Below are 24,763 nucleotides of genomic sequence, written 5' to 3'. Positions count from 1 at the left end.
GGGCAGGAACGCACGCGCCTGCTGCCGGTTTCCCCATGACCTCCACGGAGCACACACCATGAACACCATCCCCGCCTTCGGCCTCGGCACTTTCCGCCTGCAAGGCCAGATCGTCATCGACTCGGTCCGCAACGGCCTGGCTCTCGGCTACCGCGCCATCGACACCGCCCAGATCTACGGCAACGAGGCGGACGTGGGCAAGGCGGTCGCCGCTTCCGGCGTGAACCGCGAAGACCTGTTCTTGACGACCAAGATCTGGGTCGACAACCATGCGCCGGAAAAACTGGCGGCCAGCCTGGAGGGCAGCCTGGCCAAGCTGCGCACTGACTACGTCGATCTGACGCTGATCCACTGGCCGGCCCCCGGCAACGGTGTGTCCGTCGAGGCCTACATGGCCGCGCTGGCCGACGCCCAGGCCAAGGGCCTGACCCGCCGGATCGGCGTCTCCAACTTCAACATCGAGCTGACCCGTCAGGCGATCGCCGCAGTGGGCAAGGACGCGATCGCGACCAACCAGATCGAGCTGAGTCCCTATCTGCAAAACCGCAAGCTGGTCAACTTCCTGCAGGACGAAGGCATACATGTCACTTCCTACATGACCCTTGCCTACGGCAAGGCGCTGGGCGATCCGGTGATCGCCGCTATTGCGCAACGACGCCAGGCCACGCCGGCCCAGGTGGCACTGGCATGGGCGCTGCAGCAGGGCTATTCAGTGATTCCGTCGTCCACCAAACGCGAGAACCTGGCCGGCAACCTGCTGGCGCAGACCCTGCGCCTGAGCGACGAGGACATGGAGCAGATCGCCGCGCTGGAGCGCAACGGCCGCGAAGTGAACCCGGTCGGCCTGGCGCCGCAATGGGATTGAGCGAGCTGCCTCCCATTTGATGCAACCCATCCGCGGCCAGCAGGCCGCGGCAACGACAGGACACATTCCATGATGCAGGACCCTCTGTTTCAAGCGCTGCGGCTCGGCGCGCTGACGCTGCCCAATCGCATCGTGATGCCGCCGATGACGCGCTCGCGCGCCAGCCAACCCGGCGACGAAGCCAATGAGTTGATGGCCGAGTATTACGCGCAGCGCGCCGGCGCCGGCCTGATCGTCAGCGAAGGGACGTATATCGCGCCGCTAGGCAAGGGCTATGCGTGGACGCCCGGCATCCACACGCCGGCGCAGGTGGCGGGATGGCGCAAGACGACTGATGCAGTGCATGCCGCCGGCGGCCGCATCTTCGCGCAGCTCTGGCACGTCGGCCGGCTCAGCCATGCCAGCTTGCTGGGCGGCGAGCAGCCGGTGTCGTCGTCGGCCATCCAGGCCGTCGGCGTCAATGTTTTCATCGCCGGCGAGGACGGCCGCACGCCGGGTTTTGTCCAGGCTTCCGCGCCGCGGGCCTTGAGCGTCGCCGAGATCGGCGAGGTGGTGGCGCAATACCGCGCCGCCGCGCGCAACGCGATGGATGCGGGTTTCGACGGCGTGGAGCTGCACGGCGCGAACGGCTATCTGGTGAACCAGTTCATCGATTCGAACGCCAATGCCCGCACCGACGAATACGGCGGCTCGCTGGAGAACCGCCTGCGTTTTCTCGGCGAAGTGGCGCTGGCCTTGATAGACGGCTGCGGCGACGCGTCGCGCGTCGGCATTCGCCTGGCGCCGTTGACCACGCTGAACGGCTGCGTCGACGACGACCCGGAAACCACCTATCTGGCCGCGGCCAGGCTGCTGGGCGAGCTGGGCGTTGGCTATCTGCACATCGCCGAGGCTGACTGGGACGACGCGCCGCTGATGCCGATGGCCTTCAAGCAGAAGCTGCGCGCCGCCTTCCCCGGCGTGCTGATTTATGCCGGCAAGTACACGGCAGAGCGGGCGCGGGAGGCGATCGCCGCCGGCTGGGCCGATCTGATCGCTTTCGGCCGGCCTTTCGTCGCCAACCCGGACCTACCGGAGCGTTTGCGCACCGGCGCACCCTTGGCGGCGCATAATCGGGCCACTTTGTTCGGCGGCGGCGCGCGCGGATTGACCGACTATCCGGCTCTGGCCGCGTCATTGATCTGAACGGACGAAGAGCCATCCCGGGATGGCTCTTTTCATTGCGTCGGCGCGTTGGCTAGGGCAAGCGTCCCGCGGCGGGATCAGCCAAAGATCAGCCGTCCGGCCATCAGCACGAATACGCCGCCGAGCAGGCCTTTCTGCAGCTTCGCCGCCGGGCGGCGGCCCTTCAGACGGCGGGCGATGCCGCAGGCCGCGAAGGCGTAGGCGGTGTCGAAACACAGCCCCACCGCAACGAGGATGACCGCGAGCAGCGCGAACTGCGGCAGCACCGCGCCGTGCGCCGGCGATACGAACTGGGGCAGAAACAGGGCGCAGAACATCAGCGCCTTGGGATTGAGCAGATTGGTCAGGAAGCCGCGGGCGATCGCCGCGCGGCCGGACTCGGTCGCCTGGGGCGCATCTTCCGGCGCCGGCTTGGCGCGCACCACCTTCCACGCCAGCCACAGCAGATAGCCGGCGCCTATCCAGCGCACCGAGTTGAACAGCAGCGGATGCGTGGCCATCAGGGCCGCGAGGCCCAGGCCGGACATCATCACATGCAGAAAGCGCGAAGCGGCGATGCCGAGCGCGGTCAGCAAGCCGGCGCCGATGCCGCGGCTGGCCGATGTGGCCATCACCAGCGCCATGTCCGGGCCCGGCAGGATGTAGACGGCGACCAGGGCGGCGAGGTAGAGCGACAACACGGACAAGGACAGCATGGCGGGCTCCGGAATAGTAAGGCGATGCGGCTAGTGTGCGCCCGGCGGAATGAAATTGCTTTGCTTTCTCTTGCGCTAACGCGTTAAATTTAGAAAGACTCTTTCATTTTTTGTTTTAAGTGCAAATGAATCTTCCAAAATCAAATCTGGATGATGTAGATCTTGCCTTGATGGCCTTGCTGCAGAAGGACGGCAGGCTGTCCAACGCGAAACTGGCGGAACAGGTGGCGTTGAGCGAGACCCCGTGCTGGCGCCGGCTGAAGCGGCTGGAAGCCGACGGCTATATCGAGGGATATCAGGCGGTGCTGAGCCGCAAGAAGCTGGGCTATGGCGTGCTTGCCTTCGTGCAGATCGGCTTCGGCAGCCATATCGGCGAGGCGCCGTTGCGCTTCGAGGAGATGGTGCGCGCGATCCCGGAGGTGCTGTCCTGCCATAACCTGACCGGCGAGTGCGACTACCTGCTGCAAGTGGTGGCCGAGGATCTGGAATCCTTCGGCGTTTTTGTCCGCGACGTGCTGCGCGAACTGCCGGGCGTGTCATCCATCCGCTCCAGCCTGTCGCTGCGCGAAGTGAAGATGTCGGGCCGGCTGCCGGTGGGGCCGGAGGCGCGCCGCTAGCCGGAGCCGGCGGGTCGGCAAGGTTGAAGCGCCTGTCCGCGCGGCGGATGCCAGCGATTCCGCCTTTGCGCCCCGCGGACAGATTTGGGGGGCGCGAAGGTTTTGCGCGTTCAGACGGCCTGCAGCAGGCCGACCGGGTTGCCTTCCGGGTCTTTGATCATGGCGAACGTGTAGCCGTCCACGCTGGTGATCGGCATGTGCGGGCTGCCGCCGGCGGCCAGCGCGCGGTCTATGGCCAGTTGCAAGTCCTCCACCAGCAAATAGAAGCTGTGGCCCGGCTCCATGCCGGGCACGCCGCTCTCGGATTGGCCGATGCCGCCCAGCAGGGTGCGCAATTGCAGCGGGAAGTGGACATAGGCGAAGCCGGAGCCGCCGTTCTGGTAGCGCCAGCCGAACACTTCGCTGTAGAACGCCTTGGATTGCTCCTGATCCTTGGCGATGATTTCAAACATCACGGCCGGATGCCGGTTCAGGCTGCCGATCTGCTCGGCTTGCGGGGAACGGCTGTCCAGACCGCGGATGAAGCCCTGCTCGCGGCGCAGGAAGGTGACCGTGTTATAGGGATGGCCATCGCTGCTGATGAAGCACTGGCCGTATTTGTCGACGAAAGCGGTGAAGGCCGGGCCTTTGACATGGGCCAGAAAAGCGTCTTCGCCGGCATATTCTTCGAAGAACAGCAGGCTGGGGCGCACGGCGGGAGGCAGCGATTGCAGCAAGGGGTTGGGATTGTTTTCCGGCAGCGGGGCGTGGACCAGATAGATCAGCGTTCCCGGCTCCTCCATCACTTCCTGCACATAGGCAGGCAGCGCCGACAGCACTTGTTCGACGCAGCCGTGGCGGATGAACCATTGCGAAACCAGGCTCACGGGGTTGCTTTGTCTGCTTGTCATGCCGTTTTCCTTTTTGGGATGCCTAGCCGTCACACGATGCGGTCGGGGTTGTCCTGGTCCACCCGCGGCGCCTGGCCGCGCAATACCGAGTTGCCGCCGTACAGCGTGCGCTGATCCACCGGCGCGGGTTCCAGCCAGTCGGCCTCGCTCATTTCGCCGTTCAGGCCGTAGACCGCCAGCGCATTGTGGTAGACCACCTGCCGTATCGCGGCTTCGTCGAGGCCGTGGGCGGCCATGATGCGCGCCGACTTGGCGACGGCCAGCGGGTCGGACACGCCCCAGTCGCAGGCGGAGTCGACGATGATGCGCTCAGGTCCGTAGCGCTCGACGATGGCCGCCAGACGGTCGTTGCCCATCTTGGTGGAGGGGTAGATCGTGAACGCGCACCAATAGCCGCGATCAAGCACCTCTTGCACCGTTTCCTCGTTGTTGTGGTCGATCACGCAGCGCGCGGGATCGAAGCCGCAGGCCTCCAGCGTGTCCATCGTCCGCTTGGCGCCGCGTTTTTTGTCGCGGTGCGGCGTGTGGATCATGATGGGCAGGTCGAATTCCTGGGCCAGCTCGATTTGCGCGCGGAAGGCGCGGTCTTCCAGCTCGGTCTGCTCGTCGTAGCCGATTTCTCCCAAAGCCACCACGCCTTCCTTGGCCAGGTAGCGCGGCAGGATATCCAGCACGGCGTCGGCGAGTTCGCGGTTGTTGGCCTCCTTGGGGTTCAGGCCGATCGCGCAGTAGTGGCGGATGCCGAACTGCGCGGCGCGGAAGCGTTCGAAGCCGGCGATGGTAGAGAAGTAATCGATGAAGCTGCCCACGTTGGTGCGCGCCTGTCCCAGCCAGAATGCCGGCTCGATCACGGCGACGACGCCGCTGGCGGCCATCGCCTCGTAGTCGTCGGTGGTGCGCGCGATCATGTGGGCGTGCGGGTCTATCAGCATGCCGCCCGCGCCGGGAGAGAGGCGGTGAAACGACTGGCGCTCCTGCTGATGCTGCGCGGCCTGCCGCAGCAAGTCCCGCAGCGTTTCCGGACTCAGGGTGGCTCCGCAGCAGGGGCAGGCCGCGCTGCGTTCGGAAAACATTTCTTCGATTGCGTGTTGGATGTCGCTCATCTGGTTTTCCCCTTGTTGGATTCATTCCCGCCATTGGGCCAGCCGTTCCCATTCATCGCTGAATTCGATGCCGGGCAGTCCGACGGGCGCCAGCGCCCGGACGTCGGCATGCGGGCTTTCCCTCGCCGCCAGTTGCAAGGCGTACATTTCGTGCGTGCCGGGACGGGTGTCGGCGTATTGCCGCCGCAGCAGCGCGTGTCCGCGCTCGCCGGGGCATAGCGCCAGCAGCCGCCAGAGTTCCAGGTTCAGGCCGCGGCCGGCGGCGGCGCGCTCCGCCGCCAGGTCGCACAGGATTTCGCCCAGATCCTGGTCGGCGCGATCAGCCAGCCCCTGGATCGGCCACAGCGGCAAATCCAGAAAGAAGGTTTTGACCACCATCTGATTCCACGCCGCCTGCGGCAGCATCGCTTGCGGCCAGGGATCGCGCAGCGCGAAGGCGGCGAAGACCGGACGGATGCCGCTGCGCACGGCTTCGCCGGCGCGCGCGAGCAAGGCCGGATCTTGCGGATACAGGGCGAAACCCTGATACAGGGCGATCTGCTCCTGGATGTCGCCCTGATTCGCCAGCTCGTCGAGCAGGGCGGCGAAGGCCGCTCCATCCGGCAGATTGCCGGCCGCGGCCAGAATCAAGCCGACGCGGGCCGCCTGATCCACGCTCCAGCGGCTGGCGTCGAAGCCGGGCTGCAAGGCGCGGGCCTGGCGCTGTTCCGCATCGCTGAGCGCCAAGTCTTGTTTGCCCAGCTTGCGCGGCGCGATGCCCAGCGCTTTGAACAGCAGGTTCAGCGGGCGGTCGCCCGCGGTGGCGTGGGCCAGATCCTGGCATTGCCGCGCGTACCAGTCGCCATCGGCGCGGGCGCTCAGCCAGCCTTGCAGCAGCTCCAGCCAGGCGCGCATGCGGGGTTGCCAGGCGCTCCATGCGTCTGAGACGGAAAGGGCGGCGGGGGCGAGAGTCGGGTCTTGAGTGTCGCTGCGCATGTTCAGGTTCCCGGGATATAGGTTTGCAGGAAACGCGTGGCGAAATAGGCCGCCACGCAACCGAGGATGGCCACGGGCGCAGGCTGAGGCAGACAGGCGGCCAAGGCCAGGCCATCCAGCAGGCTGACGGCGGCGATCATCCGCGCCACCGCTTGTCCGACCGCGCCGGGCGCGGACCGCTTGACCATCCGCGCCACGGCGAGCGCCAGCGCGGCGGCCAGCGCGATGGCCAGCAGCGCGGCGAGCGTCAGCGCTTGCCAGGCCTGGGGGGCTCCATCCGGGATGAAGCGGACAAGCGCCAGTAGCGCGTAGGCCAACGGCGGCAGGCCGAGCACCGCCAGCGGCCAGAGGGCGCCGATGCGGTCCAGGCTTTCCTGCTTGGCGGCGTGGCTGAGTCCGACGATATGCGCCAGCAGCAGGGCGGCGGCCAGGCACAGCATCGGCGGCGTGCCGCCGGCGAAGGCCGAGCCGACGCACAGGCAGAGCAGGGCGCGGCAGGCGCCCATCAGCAGCGGGCTGCATGGGTTGTGCTTGTGCCAGACGTTGTAGACCACGATGCTTGATGCCAGCAGCGCGCCGTAGAAGCGACTGTGATCGTTGCCGTATAGCCCCAGCAGCAGCCAGCCGGCCAGCAGCATGCCGAAACCGCAGGCGAAAACCGTTTGCGCGCGCGCTTCGCCTGACGGGATGGGGCGCTGGGGGCGCTCGCGGGCATCGATTTCGCGGTCGAAGGCGTCATTGAGGTACATGCCTCCCACGTAAAACAGGCACATCGATAACATCAACGGGGGCAGGGCCGCCAGGTCTGCCGAGCTCAAGGCATGCCCGCCGGACGCGGCGCCCAGCAGCGCGGCGGCCAGCGCGTTGCTGAGCACGGTGGGCAGATTGGAAACACGGCCCAGGCGCAGCCAGGCCGGCATCGATGAAACGGCGTCAGCGCTCATGGCGCAGCTCCTTCAGAACGGTGTGCAATTCGAGCGCGATCGCCTGGGCCTTGGGCATGGCGCGCAATTGGGGCGGCAACACGTCCCAGGTATAGGTTTCCACTTCGAGATGGGGGCTGACGGCCTGCCGGCGCAGCAGGCCGAGCACTGCGTCCAGGCTGTCGCGGGTGTTGGCCAGGGCCGCTTCCGGCGGGGCTTGCCAAAACAGCGGCACATGGCAGTGCACGCGCCATGATTCCCGCCGGATGGCGTCGGGCGGCAGGCTCAGCGCCTGCGGCAGGTCCGGGTGGCGCTGCAGGCCGGATGCATTGCGCCTGACCACCTGGTGCAAGTAAATCCCGTCGTCGAACGTTCGCAATTGAATCGCGGCGCGCTCATCCATCGCTTCCACCCGCAGAGCGCAGGACAGCTGGATCTTGGCGACGCGGATGCTTGCATCGAGCAGCGAGGCCAATGTCGCGCATGGGTCTTCGAATTCAACCGCGCCGTGGCATACGTCGTAGCAGACGCCGAGGTGCCGGCGCGCCAATTCCAGCGCTTTGGGCAGCGCGCAGTCGGCCAGCCGGGCCAGTTGCGCCAAGTTGTCCTCGGCAAACCAATATCGCTGGAAAAAATGCAATGCGTCGGCGGTGTTTTCCAGCAGGCAGGCCGGCTCTGGCTCCAGCGCCAGGACGATTTCCTTGCCGGTTTCGCGCATCAGGCGATTGAGCTCCAGCACGGCCAGCCGCAATTGCGGCAGCGAGTCCGCCATCGCCGCCGCGCAGTCCCCTTCGGCGAAGCCCAGCGGCACGGTGGAGATGCTGCCCCCCACCCCGGGGGGCAGCAGGGCGGCCAGCGTCCGCGCGCAATGGATGGTGTAAGCGGCGCGCTGGCTGCTGCGCCAGTCGGGTTGGTAGACCGACTGCTTCACCGGTTTCTGGTGAAAGTTTCCCCAAGGAAAGGCATTGATGGTGAACACATAGGCATGCAGCGATTCCAGCCGGGCGGCGAAGGCGCGCAGCGCATCCTCATGCATCAAGCTTTCCGCCGCCAGGGCGGACAGCCGCAGTCCCAGGCCGAATGGCGCGTCGGGGGGCAGCGCCTGCCATTCCTCCAGATGGGCGCGGATCGCCGGCAGAAAATCATCCAGGCTGGCCTCGATCTCGGCCAGGCTGTCGCCGGCATGGATGTTGGTGCAGTAGGAGAGATGCGCGGGCAGGGGCAGGTGCGCCAGTTTCATCGCCCGGCTCCGCAGATGGTTTCGTTGATGTCGGCGCGCGCATCGGGCAGGGCGGAGGCGTGCCGCTGCTGCAGCCAGAAGATGCTTTGCATGACGCGTTCGCCGTCTATGGCGTTCACTTCGCGGCCGCGGCCCAGCTCCGCCAGCAGGGTCACGCACAGGTCGCCGCCCAGGTGTTCGCGGAACTCGCCTAGGCCTTGCAGCAGCGCCAGCCGGCCGCGTTCGTCGCGGGCCAGCAGCTGTTCGTGCCATAGCTCGAAGCCCAGCGCGCGCAGCAGTTGCCAGACGCGCGCCTCGTCGCCAGCCGGCAGCAGTCCGGCCAATGTCGAATAGCGCGCGTCGCAGGCGACGCCTATGGCCACGGCCTCGCCGTGGTTCAGCGCGTGGCCGCTCAGTCGTTCGAGTTTGTGGGCGATCCAGTGGCCATAATCCAGCGGCCGCGCCGAGCCCTGCTCGAATGGATCGCCGCCCTGGGTGATCTGGCGCAGGTGCAGCGCCGCCGAGCGTTGTATCAGTTCTTCCAGGTCTGGCGGCTCGAAGCGGGCGAGAGCGTCGGCCCGGGCTTCCAGCCAGTGGAAGAATGACGCGTCGCGGATCAGCGCCACCTTCACCGCCTCGGCCATGCCGGCGCGCTTCTCGCGCGCGGGCAAGCCGTCTATCAGCGCCGCGTCGTTGATCACCGCCCAGGGCACGGCGAAGCTGCCTATCAGGTTTTTCTGGCCGTTCCAGTTGATGGCGCTTTTGACGCCGACGCCGCTGTCGGCTTGGGACAGCACCGTGGACGGCAGGCGGATGTGGCGCACGCCGCGATGGAACAGCGACGCGGCCAGGCCGACTGCGTCCAGCGCCGCGCCGCCGCCTATGGCGAGCGCGTAGGAATGGCGGTCTATATTGCGGTCGGCCAGGGCCTGCAGCAGCCGCCACAGGTGCTGGGGATCGTTCTTGCAGGCTTCTCCGCCCGGAAGCGGCACGATCTCTCCGGCTATTTCCAGATGGGCGGCGTGCGTGTCCGCGTAGCAGCGGATGCGCCGCGGCAGTTCCGGGCAGGCGCGCAGCACGCCGTCGTCGACGAAGACCGCCACCCGGTGCCGCTTGGCCTGCTCCCGGCGGCGCAGGGCCTGGAGCAGGGAGGGATTTTCCGCGGCGAATGCGTCTCGGGTGTGGATCACGCTGAAGTCATGGTTCAGTTGCAGGCGTTGATGCGAATCCGGCCGAGCATCCGCTGCTGCGGTGCGGGAGGTCGGGAGTTGGCGAACAGGGTCCGTTCCGGCCAGTTTCATCGGCATCTCCTTGTTCGAAGGCTACGCGTTCCGGAAGGCTTGCGGGAACGCGTAGCCATGGGGGATCAACGGATCAGCATGAACGGCGGGGCCGCCATCAGGTTGGACGCATTGCCGCCGACCGGACATTGCGCGACCTGCTGCGCCTGCAGCTTCAGCTGGTACATCAGGCCCATCGCTCGGTCCATGGCTGCCGGTTTGCCGTTGAATACCTGATTCAGGCTGGTCAGCAGCATCTGGTAGGCATCGTAGAAGCGTTGGGCAGCGACGGATGCGGATGAGCCGGGCAGGTAATCGCTGACGGCGGCATTGGGCAGGAAGTTGTAGATCTGGCTTTCATCCAGCGGCACCGGCGCGCCGTTGTAGGACCAGCCCGACACGGCTTCGGGGTCTGGCATCAGCTCGCGGCCGTAAAAGATCTCGCCGAACTTGAAATAGTGCGCGTAGCTGCCGTCGCCGTCGCCAGGATAAATCTCGTTTGCGGATGCGCCGCCCTCGCCGCCGTGACGATGCCGGGGCAGTATCCGCTCGCTCAGCCTGGCATGCCGAGGCTTGCCTTCGAGGCGCAGGCCCTCTTGGTTGCCGTGGGCGTCGTCTTCGGTCTGGATGCCTTCGCCCTGGATCACGATGGTGTTGATCGCCAGCGCCGCGTCGTCGAGGTTCCGGATCTTGCCTTGAGCCGGCGCGGTGGGAACCGGCGGGAACCATTGGCTGATGTCGAGCTGCTGATCCAGTCTGGGTGTGGCGAACAGTTCCGGATTGTTGGCGTTGGCGATGGTCAGGGCGGTCAGCAGAGCCTTGTAGAACTGGCCGATGGAGCCGAACTCGCCGGGGTCGACAGGCGTGGGTTGCGGCGCTTCCTCGCCAGGCAGGATTTCTCCCGGCTTGGTTTCCGGACGTTCTATCGCCATGAACACTTTTTTCAGCTGCGGTTTGCTGAGCGCGGCCAGCCCCACCTGCAGATCATTGTCGATCTGGTCCGGCAGCGGTCCCGGATATACCAGGGAGCGGCCGATGGCGATGATGTCCGGATTGCCCCCGATGGCGATCAGGATGTTGGAGGCCAGCGTCAGGTGCAGCATTTCCTCGGTGACTACGGATTGGATCAGGGCGGAGGCTCTTTGATTGCTGCCGGGCATGATGGAGAACAGCCCGGTCAGGTAGGGGGGGATGGTGGAGAACTCGAGCGCGATCGCGGTAGTGATGGCTTTCTTCAGCTCATCCAGGCTACAGCCCTTCAGCAATTGATTGATGATGCTCTGTTTGATGCGCAGCATATTGGTACCCTTTCGAAATGGAAGCTCGGTTATTTAGCCGGGCAGTCGAGCTTGCCGTAGCTGACAGAGCCTTGGGGGCAGTCTTTTTGAGCGCCTCCGCCTCGGGTGGGGCAACGCTTGCCGAACATGTCCAGCATGCTGGGGGGGCGGCCCTGTTCTTGCAGCACGCTGTCGAAATACTTGATCAGCGCCTGGCGCTTGCTGCTGGACAGATCCCGGGTGACCGGCATCTGGTCCGGGTCGTCGTCCGGTTTGTCCAGCACGAACTTGAGGATGAAGGCGTTGGCGTCCGCCTGTTCCTTCTTGGAGAAGTCGAACAGGCCTTGGCTCATCACCGGGTACAGGTTGGCGTACTGTTGCAGGATGGGCTGCACGTCTTCCCAGGTGACCGTATCGGGAACCGCATAGGTGGAGCGGACAACGATCGCGTATTGGTCGAACATTTGCTGTACCGTCGGCTGGGGGGCCGCCGACTTGGGAGCGGAGGGATCTGACGCGAAGTTGTAGGCATAGTTGAACAGCTGGCCATCGATGTAATAGCGGGGGTAGCCCAGAGCCTGCGGACCGTTGAGGGTAAGCTTCACCATGCCGTTGGCGTCGGTGCGCGCAGCGTTCTGGACGAAGCGGACTTGCTCCGCCGGCACATTGAAAGTGGGGGTCGGAGCCTTGGGCGTTGTTCCCGGCGGGGTGTCGGAGGGACAGTCGCCCACATCCACTTGGGGGCCGGTGGAGGTGACGGCCAAGGTGACGTCGCCATTGGCCAGCGGCACGCCATATTGCGCGACGTAAACGTCGGAGTCCAAAACGTTGGCTGTCGCGTCATTGGGGTCAAGGCGCAGCGCGAATTGGTCGGCGCGCACTTCCCAGCCGCCGCTTCCTTCACAGCACAATAGCAAGGCCCAGCCAGTGCCGGGATTGGGGTTGGCTGAGGTCAGCAACGCCAGCGGCAGTTGGTTGATGGTTGGTTGCATGGACGCAGGAATCGGCACCGCGACAATGCCGCTGCGGCTGAGCAGGTTGGCATTGCTGATGTCGATGGTCGCCAGCGGCTGATATTGCGCAGCTGCGGGAGCCGGAACGGTTTGTCCCGGCTGCAGATAGGGACTGGTCGGCAGCGTCTGCGACGTCAATTGGGCGATGATCAGGGGTTGCTGCCACAGCTGTTGGCTATTGCCTTCTTTAGGGGCTGCCGGATTGCCGCTGCCCCTGCCGCAGAGAACGTCCACCTCGTAAGTCGTTTCCGGCGTGCTCATTGGCCTTGGGGGGCTGCCGTCTGCCGGAGCTTGGGAGGGTTTGTAGACCAAGGGCAGCGCGTTGCTGAGGTCCACGTACAGAGTGCTGTTTTGGGTTTTGTCGTTTGTCACCACTTGCGCGCTGAACCAGCCGACATTGGGAACATAGTCTTGCGGCTGGTAAGCGTCGGGCGGCAGCAGATTATTGGCTGGAATGAAGCGGCGGCCGAGAATGAAGGATTCGGGCTCGGTCTCATAGGCGGGACCGATGGCTCCCAGCAGGATGCCGTAGGAGAAGAAGCTTTCGCCCAATGCGTCGTCGTAGCCGTAAGTGGTCAGCCGCAGCGACAGGATATTTCCCTGTTGCTCGCAGATGGCTTTCAAGGCTTGCAGCACCGGGCTGTCGATCTTGTCCAGATTCCATTCCACATGGGTGAGCCGAGTCTGCCAGATGGCGGAGGCTGCGCTGTCGCCCGATATATTGCCCACCCGGTTGAACCACAGGTCGCGGAAGGGGTTGGGCGCGTATTGGCCGCGCATCAGCACTTGTCCGTTGGCGGCGCGCAGGGTGATCACTTGGCCGTAAATACAGGAGGCCAGCTGCCAGTCCGGATCCAGATCCACCATCTTGCCGGAAGGCTGGTCGTTGGCGTTGCCCACGAGCAGGCCGACGGCGGCGTCTTCGCCGCTGCTCAGGATTTCCTGGCCATCCGGTCCCAGCGCCGATTGCACCACGCAATTCTTCAGTCCGAAGATGCCGGTGCCCCAAGGGTTCCACCAGCCGTTGTTGATCGAGATCTGAGCGCTGCCGGCGTCTTCCTGCACAGGGGGCTGGTAACGCGGATCCTGGAAGCGCTGTTCAAAGGTGGCGTTGTCGAAATGGCGCGGATCGTTGTTAACGGTGGAGACATCGGATTGGAACAGGCCGGAGAAGGCCAGGCGGGGGTACTGGAGATAACTCATGCGATAGCTCCTCGATAAGGTTGCTACGGTCTTGAGCGATTTTGCGATGCGGCGGAAACGACCAATACGGAAAGGACGCGAGCATCAGCTGTATTTCTAGGGGAGGGTTTCGACAATTTCAATGACGATTGGCTGTTTTGATTCTATTGTGGAGTTTGTTGGTATTTAAATGCCTATATCGGCAGGCGGAATAGGGATGGCAGATTCGGATCGCGTCGCAGCGTGTTTTTCGTCCGAGCCGCCGCGAGTCGCGTGATAGGGGAAAGGTGGATGTATGCAACCGCTGCTTCTGCTCAATATCGTTGGCCTGACATCGCGCCTCATCGGGGAGCACACGCCCCGCTTGGCCGAGTTTGCCGGCCAAGGCGCTGTCAGAGCGTTAAACAATATCGTGCCGGCGGTGACCTGCTCGGTGCAGGCGAGCATGCTGACCGGGCTGACGCCTGAGCAGCACGGCATCGTCGGCAATGGCTGGCTGTTCCGCGAGCTGGCTGAGGTCTGGTTCTGGCGCCAGTCCAACCGCCTGGTCCATGGCGAGCGCTTGTGGGAAGCGGGCAAGCGACACGATCCAGAATTTTCCAGCGCCAACTTGTTCTGGTGGTACAACATGGCGTCCAGCCATGATTTCGGCGCGACGCCGCGTCCCATCTACAAGGCCGATGGCCGCAAGCTGCCCGATTGCCACACCAAGCCCGCCGAGTGGCGGGACCGGCTGACTGCGGAACTGGGGGCGTTTCCCTTGTTCCATTTCTGGGGACCGGCCACCTCCATCGCGTCCAGCCGCTGGATCGCCGAAGCCAGCAAGCTGGCGATGGCCGATTTTCGCCCCCGCCTGTTGCTGAGCTATCTTCCCCATCTGGATTACGATCTGCAGCGCCACGGCCCGGATCTGCGGCATCCCGCGGTGCGGCAGTCCCTGCGGGACATCGACGCGGTGGCGGGGGATTTGATCGCCCATGCGCGGGAGCGGGGCTACCAGGTGATGGTGGTGTCAGAGTACGGCATCACCCCGGTGAGCCGCGCGGTGCATCTGAACCGCCATCTGCGCGAAGCGGGCCTGCTGCAGGTGCGGCATGAGGCCGGTGCGGAAATCCTGGATCCCAGCCAATGCCAGGCGTTCGCCGTGGCGGACCACCAGATCGCCCATGTCTATTTGCAGCCCGGGCTGGGCGCGCGCAAGGCGGCGGAAGTGGAGGAGGCGCTGCGGTCCATCTCGGGCGTGGCGGGGGTGTGGCAAGGGCGCGCACGCGGCGAGCTGGGCCTGAATCACGAGCGCGCCGGAGATTTCGTCGCGCTGGCCGAGGATGACGCCTGGTTCAGCTATTACTACTGGCTGGACGACGCCAGGGCGCCGGACTTCGCGCGCACGGTGGACATCCACCGCAAGCCCGGCTACGACCCGGCGGAACTGTTCATCGACCCGAGCATCCGTTTCCCCAAGCTGGCTGTGGCCAGCCGGCTGGCCAGGCGGGCCTTGGGCATGCGCAGCCTGATGGATGTGATCGGTTTGGACGCAGGCGTGGTCAAGGGATCGCATGGCTTGCCCGCGCGCGCCGCCGCGGATGCGCCGCTGCTTATCAGCGACTGCGTTTTCGCCTGCGAAGGGGAGCTGTCCGTCACCGACATCAAGGCATTGGCTTTGCAGGCGATGTTCGGCGTGGATGCGGCCCAAGTGGGGTCGAAAGCGCGCGGGTTGGTGGGCAGCGCCTGAGCCCAAGCCGGGACTGCAGGGGGCAAGGCTAATGGACAAAGAAAGCCTTGCCATCCTAGGGCACGAATCCGCGGCAGGCCAAGCGCGCGCGGCAATGGCGGAGGCGGTCCGCCATTGCCGCCTAGCCCTTATCGTTTGCCGGCCGCCTCTTCGCGCCGGCGCTTGGCTTCTTCCAACAGGTAGACCTGGTAGTCGTCCAGATCGCCGTCGAAGTCGCTGACGCCGCCGCGCGACACCATCCAGAACTCGTCGCAGACCGCGCGCAGCAAGGCGCGGTCGTGGCTGACCAGCATCACCGAGCCTTCAAACTCGTTCAGCGCCACGCTCAAGGCCTCGCGGGTGGCCAGGTCCAGATGGTTGGTCGGCTCGTCCAGCAGCAACAGATTGGGGCGCAGCCAGACGATCATGCACAGCACCAGCCGCGCCTTTTCCCCGCCGCTCATGCTGCCCACCGCCTGCTTGACCATGTCGCCGCTGAAATTGAAAGTGCCCAGGAAATTGCGCAGACTCTGTTCGCGGCAGTCGTTGGCCGGCGGACGCAGTTGTGCCGGCGTTTCGCGCGCCAATCGAAGCATGTGCTGCAGCGGGTCGTCTTCCGGCCGCAATACGTCCAGTTCCTGCTGCGAGAAGTAGCCGATATTCAGGCCTTTGCCGCGGATGATCTCGCCGCTGGTGGCTGCCAGCGCTTCGGCCACTGTTTTGACCAGCGTGGATTTGCCTTGGCCGTTGGCGCCGAGGATGCCGATGCGCTGGCCGGCCAGCACCGAGCGGTTCACGCCTTTGACAATCACGGTGGGCGGCGTGCCTGCCGCGGCGTCTTCCGGCGCCGGATAGCCGAACGAAGCCTGCGACATGGTCAGCATCGGGTTGGGCAAACTGCCCGGTTCCTTGAATTCGAACTGGAACTCGGCATCGGCCAGCACCGGCGCGATCTTCTCCATCCGTTCCAGCGCCTTGACGCGGCTTTGCGCCTGCTTGGCCTTGCTGGCCTTGGCCTTGAAGCGGTCGATGAACTTTTGCAGGTGAGCCATTTTTTCCTGCTGCTTGGCCAGCGCGGCCTGCTGCAGAATCATCTGCTCGGCGCGCATGTCCTCGAACTTGCTGTAGTTGCCGCCGTAGCGCACCAGCTTGCCGTGGTCGATGTGCAGGGTGACATTGGTCACCGCGTCCAGGAATTCGCGGTCATGGCTGATCACCACCATGGTGCCGGCGTATTGCTTGAGCCAGGCTTCCAGCCAGACCAGCGCGTCCAGGTCGAGGTGGTTGGTCGGCTCGTCCAGCAGCAGCAGGTCCGACGGGCACATCAGCGCGCGCGCCAGCTGCAAGCGCATGCGCCAGCCGCCGGAGAAGCTGTTCACCGGCTGCTGCAACTCGGCCACGCTGAAGCCCAGGCCCAGGATCAACGCCTGGGCGCGGGCGGGCGCGTCGTGCTCGCCGGCATCGTTCAGGGCGGTGTAGGCATGCGCCATGCGCATGTAATCTTCGCCCGCTTCGGCTTCGGCCACTTCGCGCCGCGCCGCCAGCAAGAAGGTATCGCCCTCCACCACAAACTCAGTGGCGGTTTGCGATGTTTCTGGCATGTCCTGCGCCACCTGCGCCATGCGCCACTGGCTGGGAATGGAGAAATCGCCGCCGTCTTCGTGCAGGCTGCCGTTCAGCACCGCGAACAGCGAAGACTTGCCCGCGCCGTTGCGCCCTACCAGGCCAACCTTTTCGCCGGGATTGATGCTGACGGTCGCGCCGTCCAGCAAGACTTTAGTGCCGCGGCGCAAAGCCACGTTTTTCAGAATGATCATTGGGGATATAGCCGTGCTGCAAAATTTTAGGGAGCGAGAAAATAGCAGTCCTGGCGACCGCTTGCGTCCCGACGGAATGCGATGAATCAATAGCGCCTTCGGACAAAACACCAAGGCACGCGGGGGGATTATACGCAGATGCAAGCCACCGGAGGGTAAGCGGCTTTGTCGCAGTGAGGGCCAGGGGAGAGCGAAAGTGAAGGATGTCGCCCCGGTTTGGGCATTCAACCCGCATGAGTTGGCTGGGGCGACTGCATGGGGAAGCATTCAAGCCGCTGCATTTCCCGATCTGGCATGTACGGGGTGCTGCATAAGCTGCATCGCTCATCGCGTCGCTGAAAAATTCTCTTTGCGAGTGTTGGCGGTTGCAACAAAAAACGAGGTCCGCGAGTTGCGTGCTACCTGCATTTTTTCTGCAAGCATCTATGATTGAGGTGCAAGGACATGTTTGGCTCACCGGCGCAGGCTGGGAACCGAGACTACATGGGGAGGCATAAGATGAAGTTGGACGATTTCAATGTGGTGGCCGACCTGATCGGCATGAAGAAACGTTCGCGCGAGGCGGTGTGGCTGATGGAGGTGGAAGGCATGACAGGCTACTTCGCCGCGCAGCAGATGGATATCAGCGAATCCACCGTATCCCGCGCGCATGCGCGCTTCCGCCGCGCGGTCGGCAAGCTCAATACCCTATCGGGGCACTTGCCCCTCGGCTGAATAACCGTTCATTGCAGCACATTGGCCCGGAGCGTGTTTCCTCCGGGCCTTTTGTCGTGGTGGATTAGGCGCTGGCGGGCTTTGCTTGCTCGTTCGCATTTCGCGCGACTGGCGCGGCGGGCATGGCGATCAGGCGCGGCATCGGTCTGGGCAGGGCGCGCGGCATGCTCGTAGCGGACCGGTTTGTCGGAGATTTGCTATGCCATCCGTGGGTTTCGACTGCGGGTAGGCCTTCGGCGGATGGCTGGATAGGATCGCAGCTTGAATGTATGGGCGGATGCCTGCTTCTGTTAATTTGCGTGTCATCGCCGAAGGCGCGCGCAGGGCGAATGATATAACCAAGCCATCGGGCCGGATGGCCTGCTTGCCCTGAGTGGATGCCATGCGCTTCGCGATTACCCTTTCCGATCGTTTCAAACCAGTGCTTGACGTGTTCCTGCAGGCGGGTTGGCAGCCAGTGAAGGTGTTCTGCACGCCGGTGGACCACCGGATGCACCACAACAAGATGTCGGTGGCTTTCGCCGAGCAGCGCAAGCTGCCGCTGCAATTGTCGCCGATGCGGCCGCGGGATTTGGAGGAACTGGCGGAGCTGGGATGCGAAGCGCTGCTGGTGGGCAGTTACAACTGGCGCATTCCAGACTGGAAGCCGTATCTGAAGCGCGCGGTCAATTTCCATCCCTCGCCGTTGCCGATGGGGCGCGGACCTTATCCGCAGGTGCGCGCCTTGTTGGAGGGGCATCGCGAGTGGGGCTGCACCTGCCATAAAGTGAGCCCTGAGTTCGATGCGGGGGATATCCTGGCGCAGGAGCGTTTCGCGCTGGGAGAGGCCGACAGCCATCAGATGTTGGACATCAAGCTGCAACTGGCGCTGCACCGTCTGAGCCATATACTGGCTCATGATTTTGAACGCTTGTGGAGCGGGGCGAGACCTCAAGGGGAGGGCGGCAGCTATTGGCCGCTGTGGACCGACGGCGACCGGATGCTGGATTTCAACCGCACCACGGCGGAGCTGTTGCGTCAGGTGCGGGCCTTCGGCGATTTCGAGTGCGCGGCGGTCGTCAACAACGTCACTTTTTTCATTCATCGCGCAGAGGGGTGGGTGGAGACGCATGGCTTCGCGCCGGGCAGCCTGGTTTATTCTCATGCCGAACAACTGCTGGTGGCGACTGGAGACGGGATGTTGCTGATCAGCGAGTGGAGCCTGTATGGTCCGGACGCGGTGACGGGGCGAGGCCGGCGCTGAGTCGGGGAGGGCGCTTGTTTGATACATATGGCATTTTTGTGGCGCGAATGCCGCGGGATTGTCCTGAGCGGGATTGATTGATTGACCCTGCCTGGTGATTGTTAAAAAATGTGAATGGTTGGAGAGTGATCGGCAGGCGTGCGGAACGCCGGCTGGAAATCGCCGCAGGGGCATGCGCCTGGCGGCGATTGTTTTTATGGCTGGGCGGATGAGGTCGGCGTGGATGCGCGCTGAATGGGAATGATCAGGTTTTTGCTGTTGTTTTGCGCGTTTTGCGCCGTGGTGCTGGCGGCGAGTTGGCATGAGCTGGGAAATGAGCTGCAGCCGCGCGTATGCGTGGTGTGCGCGGACAAGGCCTCGGCGCGAATCGCGGCCGCGGAGCCGCGGGATGGGGTGGAAAGGCTGGCGCTCGCGGCCGAGCTGATGTCTCGCAGCGAGAGCATGCGGGACGCGAAGAAATGGTTCGCGCTGGATTTGCTGGTGCTAGGCGTGGCAGTGCTGTGCCTGCTGGGCTATCTGCGCGGCATGCGCGAACAGGAAGACTGGTAAGGGGGAGGGAAGCGGCGTCCGCGGCGAGGCGGACGCCGTTTCGCCATTCGGGGCGCGGCGGGCGGAAGAGCTCGCCGCGCCCCTTGCGCTTACAGCACTTCGCCGGCGTAGTCGGCCAGCCGCGAGCGCTCGCCGCGCTGCAGCGTGATGTGGGCCGAGTGGCCCCAGCCCTTGAAGCGGTCCACCACGTAGGTCAGGCCGGAACTGCCTTCGGTGAGGTAAGGCGTGTCGATCTGGCTGACATTGCCCAGGCAGACCACCTTGGTGCCGGGGCCGGCGCGGGTGATCAGCGTCTTCATCTGCTTCGGCGTCAGGTTCTGCGCCTCGTCGATGATCAGGTACTTGTTGAGGAAGGTGCGGCCGCGCATGAAGTTAAGGCTTTTCACCTTGATGCGGCTGCGGATCAGGTCGCGGGTGGCGGCGCGGCCCCAGTCGCCGCCGTCGTCGTCGCTCTTGTTCAGCACGTCCAGGTTGTCCTCCAACGCGCCCATCCACGGCGCCATCTTTTCCTCCTCGGTGCCGGGCAGGAAGCCGATGTCCTCGCCCACCGGCACGGTGACGCGGGTCATGATGATTTCGCTGTAGATCTTCTGTTCCAGCGTCATCGCCAATCCGGCGGCCAGCGTCAGCAGCGTCTTGCCGGTGCCGGCCTGGCCCAGCAGGGTGATGAAGTCGACGTTGGGATCCATTAGCATGTTCAGCGCGAAGTTCTGTTCGCGATTGCGCGCGGTGATGCCCCAGACGTTGTTCTTGTTGTGGCTGTAGTCTTTCAGCGTTTCCAGGACCGCGGTCTTGCCTTCCACCTTGATGACCCGCGCCTGGAACGGTTTTTCGCCCTCCTGCCATAGCAGCTGGTTGACGTAGAGCCCGTTGCAGTCCGGTCCGGCCAGCTGATAGTAGCTGCGGCCGTGGTCTTGCCAAGACTTCATGTCCTTGCTGTTGCGTTCCCAGAATATCTGCTCGATCTCGCGCGTGCCGGTGTACAGCACGTCGGTGTCTTCCAGCACCTTGTCGTTGAAGTAGTCTTCGGCTTCCAGGCCCAGCGCGCGGGCCTTGATGCGCATGTTGATGTCTTTGGACACCAGGATGACGGCGCGGCCCTGGTAGTGCTCCTTCAGCGCCATCACGATGCCGAGAATCTGGTTGTCGGCCTTGCCCATGGGCAGCGACGAGGGGAGAGTGCCGTTGATGGCCTGGGTCTGTAGGATCAGCTTGCCGCTGGCGGCGTCGCGGCTGGCATGCTTAAGGGGGATGCCTTCGGAAATGTCCAGTTCTTTGCCGCTGATGATGTCGTCGAGGAAGCGGCTGGCCTGGCGGGCGTTGCGCGCCACTTCGGACATGCCCTTCTTGTGGGTGTCCAGTTCTTCCAGCGTGATGATGGGGATGAACACATCGTGTTCTTCAAAGCGGTACAGACAGGTGGGGTCGTGCAACAGTACGTTGGTATCCAGTACGAACAGTTTGCACGCGGTGGTCTTTTTACGGCCGGCCATGATGTGGTCCCCTTGTTCATGTTCTGGCCCGGCCGGTCGGCCGGGCGGCTACGGCTTGCTACTTCAACGTCTTGACGTACGCCAGCACCTCCTCTGCGTGACCGGGCACTTTCACGCCGCGCCATTCGCGCGACACTTTGCCGGAGGCATCGATGACGAAAGTGCTGCGCTCGATGCCCCGCACCTGTTTGCCGTACATGTTTTTCATCTTGATGACGCCGAATAGGCCGCAGGCGGTTTCCTCGGCGTCGGACAGCAGCTCGAACGGCAGCTCCAGCTTGGCCTTGAAGTTGTGGTGGGACTTCAGGCTGTCGCGGGAGATGCCGACGATTTCGGCGCCCAGCGCGGCGAATTCCGGATGGAGGTCGCGGAAAGCCATGCTTTCATTGGTGCAGCCGGGCGTGTTGTCTTTGGGGTAGAAGTAGATCACCAGCGGCTTGCGGCTGGAGGAGAGCTGAAAATCGGCGCCGGCGGTGCCGGGCAGGGTGAAGTCGGGGCAGGGTGTGCCTGTCATGCATAACTCCTGGTAGTGTGCAGGGGTCCGCCTTGTTTTGAGCTTAGCGGATTATCCTTGCGGTTGTCACGTTATCCTTCGTCATGGATTTCTCCGGGCGCGGGCCGGCGCAAAAGCACCAGCAGCGAGCCGCCCGCGCCGCCGGTTTCCGCCTCGCAGAAAGCCAGCACGTCGGGGTGGTGCTGCAGCCAGCTGCGCACCAGTTTTTTCAGCACCGGCTCTCCCTGCGGCGAGCCGAATCCCTTGCCGTGGATCACTTTCACGCATTGGCCGCGGTGGCGGGCGCGGTGGATGAACAGCGCCAGCGCGTCCTGCGCCTGATGGCGGGTGTAGCCGTGCAGGTCCAGCTGGGCGCAAACCGGCCAGTTGCCCTGGCGCAGCCGTTTCAGCGTGGCGGACGGCATGCCGGGGCGGGCGTACTGCTGCAACTGGTGGGTGGGTTCGAACCAGCCTATCTGATGCTGCAGGATTTCCTGGCAGGCGGCCGCGTGCAGCACCGGGCCCTGGCTGGGCTTGCGCGGACGGGGACTGGGCTTGGGAGGCTGAGGGTGGTGGCGGTCGTCAGGCTTCAGCGGCTTGACCTTGCCGACCGACTGGCGGAAATCCGCCTCCTCGGGCACTGCAGGCTGCGGCAAGGCCGCCCGCGGCGGGGCGGCCTGGCGCAGCGTCTGGCGAAGGCCCTTCAGAGTGTCCTTGAAGGTCTTCATGATGCAGGGTTCCGGCGCTTACTTCAGGCTGTCGAGATAGCGCTCGGCGTCCAGGGCGGCCTGGCAGCCGGAGGCGGCGCTGGTCACTGCCTGGCGGTAGATGTGGTCTTGCACGTCGCCGGCGGCGAAAACGCCGTCAATGCTGGTCAGGGTGGCGTTGCCGTCGCGGCCGCCCTTGGTGATCAGGTAGCCGGTGGCGTCCATTTCCAGCTGGCCCTTGAAGATGTCGGTGTTGGGCTTGTGGCCGATGGCGATGAAGACGCCGGTCAACGCCAGGTTTTCGCTGGCGCCGTCGTTCAGCTTCACTCGCACGCCGGTCACGCCGGTGTTGTCGCCCAGCACTTCGTCCAGCGTGGCATTCAGCTTCAGGCTGATCTTGCCCTCGGAGACGCGGCTCATCAGCTTGTCGACCAGGATTTTCTCGGCGCGGAAGGTGTCGCGGCGGTGGATCAGGGTGACGTGCTTGGCGATGTTGGCCAGGTACAGCGCTTCTTCGACCGCGGTGTTGCCGCCGCCGACCACCGCCACGTCCTGGTTGCGGTAGAAGAAGCCGTCGCAAGTGGCGCAGGCGGACACGCCCTTGCCGGAGAAAGCTTCTTCGGACGGCAGGCCCAGGTATTGGGCGGAAGCGCCGGTGGCGATGATCAGCGCGTCGCAGGTGTATTCGCCTGCGTCGCCCACCAGGCGGATCGGCTTCTCGCTCAGGTGGGTGGTGTGGATGTGGTCGAACAGGATTTCAGTGCCGAAGCGCTCGGCGTGCTGCTGGAAGCGCTGCATCAGCTCCGGCCCCTGCACGCCTTCCGCGTCGGCGGGCCAGTTATCCACGTCGGTGGTGGTCATCAGCTGGCCGCCCTGGGCCATGCCGGTGATGATTACCGGCTTCAGGTTGGCGCGGGCGGCGTAGACCGCTGCGGTGTAGCCGGCCGGGCCGGAGCCAAGAATCAGCAGAGGGCTGTGACGGGGTGCGCTCATGTGTGTTTTCCTGTCGTCAAAAGGGGTGGATTGGCTGACATTCTAGCAGTTTTGTTGTGACAGCAGGCCTGCGGGCCGCTACACTGCAAGCAATGGCAGCATGTCAAACGTGGAGGTTGGGGTATGGATGGATTAAGTCAAGTGAGCGCGAATGTCAGCACCAATGCGCAGGCTCTGGTGCTGAAAAAGGCGATGCAGGCGCAATCGCAGGCGGCCATGACCCTGCTGCAGGGCGCGGAACAGTCCGCGCAGCAGATCCAGGCTTCCAATCCCGCCCATCTGGGACAAAATCTCGACGTGCGCGCCTGAGCCGGCGCAGCGTGCGAAAAAGCGACCTTCGGGTCGCTTTTTTATTGTCCCCGGTTTGATGGAGCACGGCATGCTGGCGGGTCTTTTCTTCGGGCGTGGCGCCGCGCCGCGGCTTTGGCCGTCACTGCCGGCTTGTGCGGCTCCTTGCTTGGGTTTGGGATTATTTTCAAATTAAACTGTAAAATCATCCAATCTTCAGGCTAATTATCAATTGGGCCTGGCAGGGCAATAATCGACTCCCAAGCAAACCAGCAACCAGGAGCCGATATGAACCGTCTTCCCAATCTGATAAGCGCCAGCCTGCTGGCGTTCGTTTCCTGCGCCGCGATGGCCGCCGATGCGTTGCCGCAACCGGCGCGGGTGTTTTCCGAACGCAACGGCGGAAATGCCGCCGCGGTGAAACTGGCGGCCTTGCGTTACGCCGCCTTCTGGAACACCGGCGATCCGCGCTACGCCGAGCTGGCGCTGGACCCGGACTTTCTCGACCGCACGCTGCCCGAGGGGCGGCGCCAGGGTACGGCCGGGCCGTTGCAGGCTTCGCAAACCTTCCGCGCCGCCGTGCCGGATCTGAAGGTGGAAGTCACCGATATGGTGCTGGCCGCCGACCGGGTGGCGCTGCGCCTGCATTTCACCGGCCATTTCAGCGGCAAGTTCGGCGATATCCAGGGCGCAGGCCAGGCGGTGGATTTCCAGGCTTTCGACCTCTACCGGGTGAAAAACGGCCGCATCGCCGAGAACTGGCATCTGGAAGACAACCTGACCCTGTTGAAGCAATTGGGAGCGCTGAAGCCATGAGCGCGGCCACGGATTTTCTGCGGCAAAAAACGGTGGCGGTTCTGGGCGGCACCTCCGGCATCGGGCGGGCTGTGGCGCAGGCCGCGGCTGACGCCGGCGCCCAGGTTTACGTGCTGGGCCGTTCCGTCGCCCAGCCCGGCCCCTGGCAGAGCCTGCGGGCCGACGTCACCGATCTGCACAGCCTGCGCAACGCCTTCGCCGGCATCGGCCGCATCGACCATCTGATTCTGACCGCCGGCGCGCGGGTCGGCTCGCCGAGGTTGGAGGACATGACGGGCGACGATCTGCGCCAGACCTTCGAGGTGAAGTTGTTCGGCAATCTTCTGGCGGCGCAGCAGGCCTTGCCTTACTTGGCCGCGGATGCCTCCATCACTTTCACGTCAGGCCTGCTGTCGCGCAAATACAGCGCCGGCGGCTTGCTCAAGAGCACGGTCAACGCGGCGCTGGAGGCGGCGGCCAGGAATCTGGCCAAGGAGCTGGCTCCGCGCCGGGTCAACGCGGTGAGTCCCGGCGTGGTGGACACCGAGCTGTGGGGCGAGCCCGGCGCGGAAGGGCGCGGGGCGGCGATGGCGCGGATCGCGTCCGGGCTGCCGCTGGGCAGGGTGGGCAGGCCGCAGGATTTGGCCCAAGCTTATCTGTTCGCGATGGGCAATGCCTTCCTCACCGGCGCGGTGCTGGATGTGGATGGCGGCGGTTTGCTGTAGCCGGAGGACGC

Annotated in this window: 25 protein-coding genes; 11 read left to right on the top strand and 14 right to left on the bottom strand. The window is 64.6% G+C overall.

The genetic code is table 11. The features are described from left to right. Window positions 1–58: 58 nt before the first annotated feature. Both dkgB and BKX93_RS04620 read left to right on the top strand, forming a co-directional pair. A complete protein-coding gene (gene dkgB / locus BKX93_RS04625; RefSeq protein WP_046168075.1) occupies window positions 59–865 on the top strand; it encodes a 2,5-didehydrogluconate reductase DkgB in 807 nt (268 codons plus the stop codon). A 69-nt stretch (window positions 866–934) separates the two neighbouring features. Continuing rightward, complete coding sequence (locus BKX93_RS04620) at window positions 935–2,050, top strand: alkene reductase (RefSeq protein WP_046168076.1); 1,116 nt, start codon at window positions 935–937, stop codon at window positions 2,048–2,050. Window positions 2,051–2,127: 77 nt separating this feature from the next. Here BKX93_RS04620 and BKX93_RS04615 read toward each other — a convergent pair whose 3' ends face one another. Continuing rightward, on the bottom strand, window positions 2,128–2,745 hold the full coding sequence (locus BKX93_RS04615) for a LysE family translocator (protein ID WP_052717579.1): 618 nt from the start codon (window positions 2,743–2,745) through the stop codon (window positions 2,128–2,130). Between the two features lie 125 nt (window positions 2,746–2,870). Here BKX93_RS04615 and BKX93_RS04610 point away from each other — a divergent pair, with 125 nt between their 5' ends. After that, window positions 2,871–3,362, top strand: a complete 492-nt coding sequence (locus BKX93_RS04610; protein WP_046168077.1) for an Lrp/AsnC family transcriptional regulator — start codon at window positions 2,871–2,873, stop codon at window positions 3,360–3,362. Between the two features lie 110 nt (window positions 3,363–3,472). Here BKX93_RS04610 and BKX93_RS04605 read toward each other — a convergent pair whose 3' ends face one another. The 8 genes from BKX93_RS04605 to BKX93_RS04570 all read right to left on the bottom strand — a co-directional run bounded on the left by BKX93_RS04605 (window position 3,473) and on the right by BKX93_RS04570 (window position 13,245). After that, window positions 3,473–4,252 (bottom strand): VOC family protein, encoded by a 780-nt coding sequence (locus BKX93_RS04605; protein ID WP_046168078.1) that lies wholly within the window; start codon window positions 4,250–4,252, stop codon window positions 3,473–3,475. 29 nt (window positions 4,253–4,281) lie between these two features. Next, window positions 4,282–5,355 (bottom strand): TatD family hydrolase, encoded by a 1,074-nt coding sequence (locus tag BKX93_RS04600; protein WP_222103288.1) that lies wholly within the window; start codon window positions 5,353–5,355, stop codon window positions 4,282–4,284. Window positions 5,356–5,376: 21 nt separating this feature from the next. Further along, complete coding sequence (locus tag BKX93_RS04595; RefSeq protein ID WP_145929264.1) at window positions 5,377–6,330, bottom strand: EboA domain-containing protein; 954 nt, start codon at window positions 6,328–6,330, stop codon at window positions 5,377–5,379. Window positions 6,331–6,332: 2 nt separating this feature from the next. After that, the gene (locus tag BKX93_RS04590; RefSeq protein ID WP_070978912.1) at window positions 6,333–7,274 is read right to left on the bottom strand and encodes a UbiA family prenyltransferase; all 942 of its coding nucleotides are present in this window, start codon (window positions 7,272–7,274) and stop codon (window positions 6,333–6,335) included. Continuing rightward, window positions 7,264–8,493: a metabolite traffic protein EboE gene (eboE, locus tag BKX93_RS04585; RefSeq protein ID WP_070978905.1), complete on the bottom strand. Its 1,230-nt coding sequence runs from the start codon at window positions 8,491–8,493 to the stop codon at window positions 7,264–7,266. The genes BKX93_RS04590 and eboE overlap by 11 nt, the downstream gene beginning before the upstream one ends. Then, window positions 8,490–9,773 (bottom strand): 3-dehydroquinate synthase, encoded by a 1,284-nt coding sequence (locus BKX93_RS04580; RefSeq protein ID WP_145929263.1) that lies wholly within the window; start codon window positions 9,771–9,773, stop codon window positions 8,490–8,492. The genes eboE and BKX93_RS04580 overlap by 4 nt, the downstream gene beginning before the upstream one ends. 65 nt (window positions 9,774–9,838) lie before the next feature. Beyond that, the gene (locus tag BKX93_RS04575) at window positions 9,839–11,050 is read right to left on the bottom strand and encodes a ferritin-like domain-containing protein (RefSeq protein ID WP_046157606.1); all 1,212 of its coding nucleotides are present in this window, start codon (window positions 11,048–11,050) and stop codon (window positions 9,839–9,841) included. A 29-nt stretch (window positions 11,051–11,079) separates the two neighbouring features. Then, window positions 11,080–13,245, bottom strand: coding sequence for a hypothetical protein (locus BKX93_RS04570; RefSeq protein WP_070978901.1), 2,166 nt, complete (start codon window positions 13,243–13,245; stop codon window positions 11,080–11,082). A gap of 274 nt (window positions 13,246–13,519) precedes the next feature. Here BKX93_RS04570 and BKX93_RS04565 point away from each other — a divergent pair, with 274 nt between their 5' ends. Next, on the top strand, window positions 13,520–14,956 hold the full coding sequence (locus BKX93_RS04565) for an alkaline phosphatase family protein (protein WP_070978899.1): 1,437 nt from the start codon (window positions 13,520–13,522) through the stop codon (window positions 14,954–14,956). A 128-nt stretch (window positions 14,957–15,084) separates the two neighbouring features. Here the strand turns inward: BKX93_RS04565 and BKX93_RS04560 are convergent, their stop codons facing one another. Then, window positions 15,085–16,752, bottom strand: coding sequence for an ABC-F family ATP-binding cassette domain-containing protein (locus tag BKX93_RS04560; protein ID WP_070978897.1), 1,668 nt, complete (start codon window positions 16,750–16,752; stop codon window positions 15,085–15,087). A gap of 196 nt (window positions 16,753–16,948) precedes the next feature. Between BKX93_RS04560 and BKX93_RS24510 the strand changes: the two genes are divergently transcribed. The 4 genes from BKX93_RS24510 to BKX93_RS04545 all read left to right on the top strand — a co-directional run bounded on the left by BKX93_RS24510 (window position 16,949) and on the right by BKX93_RS04545 (window position 19,258). Continuing rightward, entirely contained in the window at window positions 16,949–17,185 is a 237-nt protein-coding gene (locus tag BKX93_RS24510; RefSeq protein WP_144410253.1) for a hypothetical protein, read from the top strand. Between the two features lie 65 nt (window positions 17,186–17,250). Further along, on the top strand, window positions 17,251–17,466 hold the full coding sequence (locus BKX93_RS04555; RefSeq protein ID WP_021475958.1) for a sigma factor-like helix-turn-helix DNA-binding protein: 216 nt from the start codon (window positions 17,251–17,253) through the stop codon (window positions 17,464–17,466). Between the two features lie 382 nt (window positions 17,467–17,848). After that, on the top strand, window positions 17,849–18,709 hold the full coding sequence (locus BKX93_RS04550) for a methionyl-tRNA formyltransferase (RefSeq protein ID WP_046157610.1): 861 nt from the start codon (window positions 17,849–17,851) through the stop codon (window positions 18,707–18,709). Window positions 18,710–18,949: 240 nt separating this feature from the next. Continuing rightward, entirely contained in the window at window positions 18,950–19,258 is a 309-nt protein-coding gene (locus tag BKX93_RS04545) for a hypothetical protein (RefSeq protein WP_070978895.1), read from the top strand. Between the two features lie 89 nt (window positions 19,259–19,347). Here BKX93_RS04545 and BKX93_RS04540 read toward each other — a convergent pair whose 3' ends face one another. The 4 genes from BKX93_RS04540 to trxB all read right to left on the bottom strand — a co-directional run bounded on the left by BKX93_RS04540 (window position 19,348) and on the right by trxB (window position 22,944). Beyond that, entirely contained in the window at window positions 19,348–20,751 is a 1,404-nt protein-coding gene (locus tag BKX93_RS04540; RefSeq protein WP_046157612.1) for a PhoH family protein, read from the bottom strand. A 58-nt stretch (window positions 20,752–20,809) separates the two neighbouring features. Continuing rightward, a complete protein-coding gene (locus BKX93_RS04535; RefSeq protein WP_046157613.1) occupies window positions 20,810–21,265 on the bottom strand; it encodes a peroxiredoxin in 456 nt (151 codons plus the stop codon). Between the two features lie 71 nt (window positions 21,266–21,336). Further along, window positions 21,337–21,972 carry a Smr/MutS family protein gene (locus BKX93_RS04530; protein ID WP_070978893.1) on the bottom strand — a complete coding sequence of 212 codons (636 nt, stop codon included), beginning with the start codon at window positions 21,970–21,972 and terminating at the stop codon, window positions 21,337–21,339. Window positions 21,973–21,990: 18 nt separating this feature from the next. After that, window positions 21,991–22,944, bottom strand: coding sequence for a thioredoxin-disulfide reductase (gene trxB / locus BKX93_RS04525; RefSeq protein WP_046157615.1), 954 nt, complete (start codon window positions 22,942–22,944; stop codon window positions 21,991–21,993). Window positions 22,945–23,085: 141 nt separating this feature from the next. On the opposite strand from trxB, the gene BKX93_RS04520 reads away from it, so the two are divergent. The 3 genes from BKX93_RS04520 to BKX93_RS04510 all read left to right on the top strand — a co-directional run bounded on the left by BKX93_RS04520 (window position 23,086) and on the right by BKX93_RS04510 (window position 24,752). Beyond that, window positions 23,086–23,253 carry a putative motility protein gene (locus BKX93_RS04520; protein ID WP_021475965.1) on the top strand — a complete coding sequence of 56 codons (168 nt, stop codon included), beginning with the start codon at window positions 23,086–23,088 and terminating at the stop codon, window positions 23,251–23,253. A gap of 267 nt (window positions 23,254–23,520) precedes the next feature. Further along, window positions 23,521–24,048: an ester cyclase gene (locus BKX93_RS04515; protein WP_052717582.1), complete on the top strand. Its 528-nt coding sequence runs from the start codon at window positions 23,521–23,523 to the stop codon at window positions 24,046–24,048. Continuing rightward, window positions 24,045–24,752: an SDR family oxidoreductase gene (locus BKX93_RS04510; protein WP_046157616.1), complete on the top strand. Its 708-nt coding sequence runs from the start codon at window positions 24,045–24,047 to the stop codon at window positions 24,750–24,752. Before BKX93_RS04515 ends, BKX93_RS04510 begins: the two co-directional genes overlap by 4 nt. Window positions 24,753–24,763: the final 11 nt, after the last annotated feature.

It is taken from the genome of Chromobacterium vaccinii (assembly GCF_001855275.1).
GTDB lineage: Bacteria > Pseudomonadota > Gammaproteobacteria > Burkholderiales > Chromobacteriaceae > Chromobacterium > Chromobacterium vaccinii.
Note: the sequence above shows the minus strand (reverse complement) of the source record. Positions and strands in the feature narration are given on the sequence as shown.

What these genes read in the sequence shown, in the direction of transcription:
- dkgB (WP_046168075.1), top strand. Translation starts at nt 59, where the DNA reads ATGAACACCATCCCCGCCTTCGGCCTCGGCACTTTCCGCCTGCAAGGC.
- BKX93_RS04620 (WP_046168076.1), top strand. Translation starts at nt 935, where the DNA reads ATGATGCAGGACCCTCTGTTTCAAGCGCTGCGGCTCGGCGCGCTGACG.
- BKX93_RS04615 (WP_052717579.1), bottom strand. Translation starts at nt 2,745, where the DNA reads ATGCTGTCCTTGTCCGTGTTGTCGCTCTACCTCGCCGCCCTGGTCGCC.
- BKX93_RS04610 (WP_046168077.1), top strand. Translation starts at nt 2,871, where the DNA reads ATGAATCTTCCAAAATCAAATCTGGATGATGTAGATCTTGCCTTGATG.
- BKX93_RS04605 (WP_046168078.1), bottom strand. Translation starts at nt 4,252, where the DNA reads ATGACAAGCAGACAAAGCAACCCCGTGAGCCTGGTTTCGCAATGGTTC.
- BKX93_RS04600 (WP_222103288.1), bottom strand. Translation starts at nt 5,355, where the DNA reads ATGAGCGACATCCAACACGCAATCGAAGAAATGTTTTCCGAACGCAGC.
- BKX93_RS04595 (WP_145929264.1), bottom strand. Translation starts at nt 6,330, where the DNA reads ATGCGCAGCGACACTCAAGACCCGACTCTCGCCCCCGCCGCCCTTTCC.
- BKX93_RS04590 (WP_070978912.1), bottom strand. Translation starts at nt 7,274, where the DNA reads ATGAGCGCTGACGCCGTTTCATCGATGCCGGCCTGGCTGCGCCTGGGC.
- eboE (WP_070978905.1), bottom strand. Translation starts at nt 8,493, where the DNA reads ATGAAACTGGCGCACCTGCCCCTGCCCGCGCATCTCTCCTACTGCACC.
- BKX93_RS04580 (WP_145929263.1), bottom strand. Translation starts at nt 9,773, where the DNA reads ATGAAACTGGCCGGAACGGACCCTGTTCGCCAACTCCCGACCTCCCGC.
- BKX93_RS04575 (WP_046157606.1), bottom strand. Translation starts at nt 11,050, where the DNA reads ATGCTGCGCATCAAACAGAGCATCATCAATCAATTGCTGAAGGGCTGT.
- BKX93_RS04570 (WP_070978901.1), bottom strand. Translation starts at nt 13,245, where the DNA reads ATGAGTTATCTCCAGTACCCCCGCCTGGCCTTCTCCGGCCTGTTCCAA.
- BKX93_RS04565 (WP_070978899.1), top strand. Translation starts at nt 13,520, where the DNA reads ATGCAACCGCTGCTTCTGCTCAATATCGTTGGCCTGACATCGCGCCTC.
- BKX93_RS04560 (WP_070978897.1), bottom strand. Translation starts at nt 16,752, where the DNA reads ATGATCATTCTGAAAAACGTGGCTTTGCGCCGCGGCACTAAAGTCTTG.
- BKX93_RS04555 (WP_021475958.1), top strand. Translation starts at nt 17,251, where the DNA reads ATGAAGTTGGACGATTTCAATGTGGTGGCCGACCTGATCGGCATGAAG.
- BKX93_RS04550 (WP_046157610.1), top strand. Translation starts at nt 17,849, where the DNA reads ATGCGCTTCGCGATTACCCTTTCCGATCGTTTCAAACCAGTGCTTGAC.
- BKX93_RS04545 (WP_070978895.1), top strand. Translation starts at nt 18,950, where the DNA reads ATGATCAGGTTTTTGCTGTTGTTTTGCGCGTTTTGCGCCGTGGTGCTG.
- BKX93_RS04540 (WP_046157612.1), bottom strand. Translation starts at nt 20,751, where the DNA reads ATGGCCGGCCGTAAAAAGACCACCGCGTGCAAACTGTTCGTACTGGAT.
- BKX93_RS04535 (WP_046157613.1), bottom strand. Translation starts at nt 21,265, where the DNA reads ATGACAGGCACACCCTGCCCCGACTTCACCCTGCCCGGCACCGCCGGC.
- BKX93_RS04530 (WP_070978893.1), bottom strand. Translation starts at nt 21,972, where the DNA reads ATGAAGACCTTCAAGGACACTCTGAAGGGCCTTCGCCAGACGCTGCGC.
- trxB (WP_046157615.1), bottom strand. Translation starts at nt 22,944, where the DNA reads ATGAGCGCACCCCGTCACAGCCCTCTGCTGATTCTTGGCTCCGGCCCG.
- BKX93_RS04515 (WP_052717582.1), top strand. Translation starts at nt 23,521, where the DNA reads ATGAACCGTCTTCCCAATCTGATAAGCGCCAGCCTGCTGGCGTTCGTT.
- BKX93_RS04510 (WP_046157616.1), top strand. Translation starts at nt 24,045, where the DNA reads ATGAGCGCGGCCACGGATTTTCTGCGGCAAAAAACGGTGGCGGTTCTG.